The organism is Blastococcus sp. KM273129, assembly GCF_021698995.1.
Lineage (GTDB): Bacteria > Actinomycetota > Actinomycetes > Mycobacteriales > Geodermatophilaceae > Blastococcus.
Genome location: NZ_SSXB01000047.1, coordinates 29,378 through 37,019, shown reverse-complemented (window position 1 = coordinate 37,019; position 7,642 = coordinate 29,378). Strand labels below are relative to the sequence as shown.

The 7,642-nt window shown below is 72.7% G+C and carries 4 protein-coding genes; all 4 read left to right on the top strand.

The window, feature by feature from the left end:
• Positions 1-420: 420 nt before the first annotated feature.
• The 4 genes from uvrB (at position 421) to E9565_RS13940 (ending at position 7,360) form a co-directional block, all read left to right on the top strand.
• Positions 421-2,538, top strand: coding sequence for an excinuclease ABC subunit UvrB (gene uvrB / locus E9565_RS13955; protein ID WP_236828134.1), 2,118 nt, complete (start codon positions 421-423; stop codon positions 2,536-2,538).
• Between the two features lie 279 nt (positions 2,539-2,817).
• Positions 2,818-3,981, top strand: coding sequence for a TerC family protein (locus tag E9565_RS13950; protein ID WP_236828133.1), 1,164 nt, complete (start codon positions 2,818-2,820; stop codon positions 3,979-3,981).
• A 226-nt stretch (positions 3,982-4,207) separates the two neighbouring features.
• Positions 4,208-5,353, top strand: coding sequence for a TerC family protein (locus E9565_RS13945; RefSeq protein WP_236828132.1), 1,146 nt, complete (start codon positions 4,208-4,210; stop codon positions 5,351-5,353).
• A 48-nt stretch (positions 5,354-5,401) separates the two neighbouring features.
• Positions 5,402-7,360, top strand: coding sequence for a prolyl oligopeptidase family serine peptidase (locus tag E9565_RS13940; RefSeq protein ID WP_236835519.1), 1,959 nt, complete (start codon positions 5,402-5,404; stop codon positions 7,358-7,360).
• Positions 7,361-7,642 lie beyond the last annotated feature (282 nt).

Genomic DNA, 7,642 nt, shown 5'->3' with positions numbered 1-7,642 from the left:
GGCCACATGCTCGCGTGGCCGGATCGGGGGGCGGACGTCGGGACCCCCGTGCCCGCGCCGGGGGCCCGCCACACCTGCGGCGGCGGTGAGACCGGCGACAGCGGGTGCGGCGGCCGACCGGGGCGCGCGCCCCGGACGACGACGCCCCCCGCGGCGGACCGCAGGGGGCGTCGTGCGCAGGCCCGGCCGGGGCCGCGGGCCCGTCGGGCCGGGCGCCGGGCGCACCGGGGTCCGACCTCGCCCGGGGGCTCCCGGGTGGCGCTGGTCCCTCGGCGCGGACCGCTCCTGCGACTGGGCACGCTAGGGGTGCGGGGCGGCGGGGACAAGTACCGGCCCCACCGCTCCGCGTCCCGGCCGCCCCAGCCTGCGCGGGAGGCGCTCGTGACGCGTTCTGTCACACCGCCGACGTACCGTCGTCGCGTGCGCACGTCCACCGAGCTCAAGCCCACCCAGGGGCGTTTCCGCGTCGTCAGCGAGTTCCAGCCCTCGGGCGACCAGCCGGCCGCCATCGAGGGGCTGGCCCAGCGGGTGAACGCGGGGGAGAAGGACGTCGTCCTCCTCGGCGCCACCGGCACGGGCAAGTCCGCCACGACGGCCTGGCTGATCGAGAAGGTCCAGCGCCCGACGCTGGTCATGGCGCCGAACAAGACCCTCGCCGCGCAGCTGGCCAACGAGTTCCGCGAACTGCTCCCCGACAACGCCGTGGAGTACTTCGTCTCCTACTACGACTACTACCAGCCCGAGGCCTACGTCCCGCAGACCGACACCTACATCGAGAAGGACTCCTCGATCAACGAGGAGGTCGAGCGGCTGCGGCACTCGGCGACCAACAGCCTGTTCACCCGGCGGGACGTCGTCGTCGTGGCGACCGTCTCCTGCATCTACGGCCTGGGCACGCCGCAGGAGTACGTCGAGCGGGCGCTGAAGATCAAGGTGGGGGAGGAGCGCGACCGCGACGAGCTGCTGCGCACCCTGGTCACCGAGCAGTACACCCGCAACGATCTCTCGTTCACGCGCGGCACCTTCCGGGTCCGCGGCGACACGATCGAGGTCTTCCCGGTGTACGAGGAGCTCGCCGTGCGCATCGAGATGTTCGGCGACGAGGTGGAGCGGCTGTACTACCTGCACCCGCTGACCGGCGAGGTGGTGCGCGAGGTCGACGAGATCTTCGTGTTCCCGGCCAGCCACTACGTCGCCGGCCCCGAGCGGATGGAGCGCGCGATCGGCTCGATCGAGGCCGAGCTCGAGCAGCGGCTGGCGGAGCTGGAGAAGCAGGGCAAGCTGCTGGAGGCCCAGCGGCTGCGCATGCGCACCACCTACGACATCGAGATGATGCGCCAGGTCGGCTTCTGCTCGGGCATCGAGAACTACTCCCGGCACATCGACGGGCGGGCGCCCGGCAGCGCCGGCTCCTGCCTCCTCGACTACTTCCCCGACGACTTCCTGCTCGTGATCGACGAGTCGCACGTGACCGTGCCGCAGATCGGCGGCATGTACGAGGGCGACATGAGCCGCAAGCGGACGCTCGTCGACCACGGCTTCCGGCTGCCCTCGGCGATGGACAACCGCCCGCTGAAGTGGGAGGAGTTCACCGACCGGATCGGCCAGACGGTCTACCTGTCGGCGACGCCGGGCGACTACGAGCTCGGTCGGACGCAGGGCGAGGTGGTCGAGCAGGTCATCCGCCCGACCGGCCTGGTCGACCCGGAGGTCGTGGTCAAGCCGACCAAGGGCCAGATCGACGACCTGGTGCACGAGATCCGGCTGCGCACCGAGAAGGACGAGCGGGTGCTGGTCACCACGCTCACCAAGAAGATGGCCGAGGACCTCACCGACTACCTGCTCGAGCTCGGCATCAAGGTGCGCTACCTGCACTCCGAGGTCGACACCCTGCGGCGGGTGGAGCTGCTGCGCGAGCTGCGCCAGGGCGAGTACGACGTGCTGGTCGGCATCAACCTGCTCCGCGAGGGGCTCGACCTGCCCGAGGTCTCCCTGGTGGCGATCCTCGATGCCGACAAGGAGGGCTTCCTGCGCTCGGGCCGGTCGCTCATCCAGACGATCGGCCGTGCGGCGCGGAACGTGTCGGGGCAGGTGCACATGTACGCCGACACGATCACCCCGTCCATGGCGCAGGCGATCGAGGAGACCAACCGGCGCCGCGAGCGGCAGATCGCCTACAACACCGAGCGCGGGGTGGACCCGCAGCCGCTGCGGAAGAAGATCGTCGACATCCTCGACGGCATCTACCGCGACGCCACGGAGGCCGAGGGCGCCACCGAGCTGCTCGGCGGGTCGGGCCGGCAGCAGTCGCGCGGCAAGTCCCCGGTGCCCGGGCTGTCCTCCAAGTCGAGGTCGAAGGCCGGCTCGATCGACGTCCAGGGCCTGCCGCGCAACGAGCTGGCGGACATGATCACGCAGATGAACGAGCAGATGTTGGCCGCCGCCCGCGAACTGCAGTTCGAGGTCGCCGCGCGGCTGCGCGACGAGCTGAACGAGCTGAAGAAGGAGCTGCGCCAGTTCGACGCCGCGCACGCCTGAACCGGCGCCGACCGCCCGCCCGCACCTCGCGTGCATGGACCGCGGGTCGCCCGGGAACAACTCCTCGGGATCGCGCGTTGATGCCGACGAACCACACGGACCGTGCGGACGACCTGTCGTGCGCGCGGTCCGGTTCGTGGAGGGGAGTATCCCCCCGCGGCTGGGTCGTCAGTACGAGCTCGGGGAGACCTCCGCGCTCCGGCCCGTCGGCCGCCGGATCCGTCCGGCGGTGGGAGAGACCTCCGGCACTGACGCATCCGCCAGTCCCCGGAGGTTTTCTTGGACGTCCCGTTCTGGGTGTGGGCGATCACGGTCACCGCGATCCTCGCCATGCTCGCTTTCGACTTCTTCGGCCACGTGCGCACGCCGCACGCGCCGACCCTGCGTGAATCGGCGACGTGGTCGGCGATCTACGTGGCGCTCGCCATCGTGTTCGGCATCCTGATCTGGATCTTCTACGGCCCGACGTTCGGCGGTGAGTACTTCGCCGGCTACGTCACCGAGAAGAGCCTCTCGGTGGACAACCTCTTCGTGTTCGTCCTGATCATGGCGAGCTTCGCCGTGCCCAGGGAGCTGCAGCAGAAGGTGCTGCTCTTCGGCATCGCCTTCGCGCTGGTCCTGCGCACCATCTTCATCGCCGTGGGCGCCGCCGCGATCGAGAACTTCAGCTGGGTCTTCTACATCTTCGGCGCGATCCTCGTCTACACCGCCTGGGTGCAGGCCCGCAGCGGTGGGCACGACGACTCCGAGGAGTTCGAGGAGAACGCCGTCCTCCGGTTCGCGCGCAAGCGGCTGCGGACGACGGAGGAGTACCACTCCGACCGCATGGTGGTGAAGCAGGCCGGCAAGCGGTACCTGACGCCGCTGGCCATCGCGCTGATCGCCATCGGCACGGCCGACATCATCTTCGCCGTCGACTCGATCCCGGCGATCTTCGGCCTCACCCAGGAGGCGTACCTCGTCTTCTCGGCCAACGCGTTCGCCCTGCTCGGCCTGCGGCAGCTGTTCTTCCTGATCGACGGCCTGCTCGACCGGCTGGTCTACCTCAGCTACGGCCTCTCGGTCATCCTCGGCTTCATCGGGATCAAGCTGCTCATCCACGCGCTGCACAAGAACGAGCTGCCCTTCATCAACGGCGGTGAGCCGTGGACGGTCATCCCCGAGGTGCCGATTTCGATCTCGCTGGCGGTCATCGGCGTCACCCTGCTCGTCACGACCGTCGCCAGCCTGGCGAAGAGCCGGCGCGACCAGGCCGAGCACGAGGCGCTGCGGGCGGGCACGACCCCGCCGCCGCCGCACGGCCTGGCGGCCGCCGAGCGGCCCGAGGGCGGCGACCCGCACGTGGGTCTGCACGCCCCGGACGGCGACCCCCTGGGCCAGGGGGTCGGCCGCGAGCGCGCCGGCGCCGAGCGGCGCGGTGGCGAGGACGGCGCCGCCCGGTAGTTCCTCGGGTGCCGGGGTACGGTGAGCGCCACGTACCCCGGCGCCCGCATCCGACGGCGCGTGCTCGGCGACGGGAGCGCGTGGTGGAGGGGAGTATCCCCCCGCGGCAGCGTCGTCATCACGAGGTCCCCATGGCCTCCGGTGCTGCCGGTCGCCGGTCCCGGCCGGCGGCGGGAGAGACCTCCGGTGCCAGGCGTGTAGCGGCGATGCCGGAGGTTCTACTGCAATGGACGTGCCCTTCTGGGTGTGGGCGGTCACCGTCGGCGCCATCATCGGCATGCTGGTCTTCGACTTCTACGGTCACGTGCGCACGCCGCACGCGCCGACGCTCCGGGAGTCCGCGACGTGGTCGGCCATCTACGTGGGGATCGCGGTCGTCTTCGGCCTGATCGTCCTGTGGGCCTACGGCGGCACGTACGGCGGTGAGTACTTCGCCGGCTACATCACCGAGAAGAGCCTCTCGGTGGACAACCTGTTCGTGTTCGTGCTGATCATGGCGAGCTTCGCCGTGCCGCGGGCGCTGCAGCAGAAGGTGCTGCTCTTCGGCATCGCCTTCGCGCTGGTGCTGCGCACCATCTTCATCTTCGTGGGCGCTGCCGCGATCGAGAACTTCAGCTGGGTCTTCTACATCTTCGGCGGCTTCCTGATCTACACCGCCTGGGCGCAGGCCCGCAGCGGCGGGCACGACGAGGACGAGGAGTTCAAGGAGAACCTGCTCCTCCGGCTCACCCGCAAGGCCGTGCCGACGACCGACGACTACCACGGCGACCGCATGGTCACCAAGGTCCAGGGCAAGCGGTACATCACGCCCCTGGCCATCGCGCTGGTGGCCATCGGCAGCGCCGACATCCTCTTCGCGGTCGACTCCATCCCGGCGATCTTCGGGCTGACCCAGGAGACCTACCTGGTCTTCACCGCCAACGCCTTCGCCCTGCTGGGCCTGCGCCAGCTGTTCTTCCTCATCGACGGGCTGCTGGACCGGCTGGTCTACCTGGCCTACGGCCTGGCCGTGATCCTGGGCTTCATCGGCGTCAAGCTGCTCATCCACGCCCTGCACGAGAACGAGCTCCCGTTCATCAACGGCGGCGAGCACGTCACCGTCGTCCCCGAGATCCCGACCTGGCTGTCGCTGACGGTCATCCTGGTCACCCTGCTGATCACCACGGTCGCCAGCCTGGCCAAGAACCGGCGGGACCGGATCGAGGGGTACACCAGCCCGACGGGCGCCGCGGACCCGGGTGCCGACCGGACCGGCCGCAACGTCGCCGCGCCGGGGAGCCACGACGGCCTGGACACCCCCGGCCGCGGCGACGGCCCGCCGGACCCCAGGAACGCGCCGGTGACCTCCCGGGACGACCGCTCCGGCGAGTGATCCGGGCGCGGGCCGGGCGGGGCGGGGCGCTCGGCTAGCGTCGCGGTCATGCGCCCGTCGGACCTCGCCCTCCTGCGGACGCCGGGGACGGCGACGGTCTCGCCCGACGGGCGGATCGCGGTGGTCGCCGTGCGCTGGCCGGACCCGGGGACCGACGGCTACCGCAGCCAGCTGTGGGCGGTGCCCACCGACGGGTCCGCGCCGGCCCGCCCGCTCACGACCGGCCGGCACGACACCCATCCGAGCTTCTCGCCGGACGGGCGGTGGCTGGCCTACCTCGGCACGGAGCCCGGCGGGAGCCCCCAGGTGGTGGTGCTGCCCGCGGCCGGCGGGGCACCGCGCCGGCTCACCGACCACCCGCTGGGAGCCGGTGCGCCGGCGTGGGCCCCGGACTCGCGCCGCCTGGCGTACGTGGCCCGGGTCCCCGAGCCCGGGCGGTGCGGCACGGCGCCCGGGCTCGACCCCGCCGCGGCGCCGCCCCGGCTGATCACCACGCTGGCGTACCGGCGCGAAGGGGTCGGCTACCTGCACGAGCGGCCCGCCCAGGTCTTCGTGGTGGCCCTGCCGGCCGACTTCGCCGACGACGCCGCCCCGCCGCCGGCGCCGGTCCAGGTGACGACGGGGACGGCCGACTGCGCCGACGTCGCCTGGCGCCCGGACGGCGAGGAGCTGGCGTTCGTGTCGGCGCGCCACGACCGCGCCGGCCGGGACCTGGTCCGCGACGTGCACGCCGTCCACCCGGACGGCACCGGGCTGCGGCGTGTCACCGACGGGCGCGGGGACTGCTCGCTGCCGGCCTGGACCCCGGACGGTGCCTCGATCGTGCTCACCGCGATCCCCGACCTGGGTCCCGAGGGGGTGGACGTGGTGGCGCGGGCGGCCGTGCCGTGCCGCGTCCCGGCCCAGGGCGGCCCGCTCACCGAGCTCCTCGACCCGGAGCGGCACGCCCGCGGCGACGCCACCCCGGCGACCGTGCTGGCCGACGGGGCGGTGCTGGTCGGCGATCAGCGGCGGGGCTCGGTGGAGCTCCTCCGGGTGCCCCTGGACGGCGGAGTCCCGGAGACGCTGGTCGGCGGCTCGTTCGCCGTCCGCGGGATCGGGGCCGCCGGTGGGGTCGTCGTCGCCACCGTGGCCCACGACCGATCCGCCGGGGAGCTGCTGGCCCTGCGCGACGGGGGGCGCCGGCTCCTGACCGGCTTCGGCCGCGAGCTCGGCGCGACCGGGCGGCTGCACCGCATGCACGAGCGCGACGCCGAATCGCCCGACGGGTACCCGGTGCACGGCTGGGTCACCGCGCCCCCGGGCGAGGGGCCCCACCCGGTGCTGCTCGTGCTCCACGACGGGCCCTTCCGCCAGCACGGCTGGGCGCTGCACGAGGACACCCAGGTGCTGGTCTCGGCCGGCTACGCCGTGGTGCGGTGCAACCCGCGTGGGTCCTCCGGGTACGGGGCGGCCCACGGGCGCGCGCTCCGCGGGGCGTGGGGCGGTCCGGACGCCGACGACGTGCTGGCGTTCCTCGACGCGGTGCTCGTCGACCCCGCGCTGGACGCGCGCCGCGTGGGCGTCATGGGGGGCGGCTACGGTGGCTCCCTCGCCGCGCTGCTCACCGGTCGGACGGACCGCTTCTCGGCGGCCGTGGTGGAGCGGGCGCTCACCGACCCGGGGTCCTTCACCGGCAGCTCGGACGCCGGCTGGTACCTGGTGGACGCGCACCTGGGCACCGACCCGGAACAGCTGCGGGCGCAGAGCCCGGTGGCCCGTGCCGGGCGGACGCCCACCCTGCTCGTGGCCGCGGAGGAGGACCTGCGCACGCCGCTGGAGCAGGCGCAGCGGCTGCACGTCGACCTGGTGCGCCGTGGCGTCCCGGCCGAGCTGCTCGTCTTCCCGGGGGAGGGGCACGACCTGCCGGCCGACGGGCGGCCACGGCACCGCGTGGCCCGCTGGGAACACCTGCTCCGGTGGTGGGAGCGCTGGCTGCCCGTGGCCCCGCCCGTCGACCGGCGCTGAACCCGACACGCCGTCACGGTCGATGACCCTGCGTGCCGAAGCGTCCGTGGCGTGTCGTGACTTGCATCGCAGCGAACACGCAGGTGGGCGGGTGGGTTCACGGCGCGTCACCGGGCGGGTGCACGACGTCCGTCGCACTCGGATCCCCTGCTGCCTCTATGCAAGCGGGTCGTCACTCCGGTGGAGTGCCGGTGCCGGCAACGGAGCCGGCCCGCGGCCACTGCGCCGCCGATCACCGATCGAAGGGATCGAGCGTGGACCAACGACGGACCGCGTCCGCAC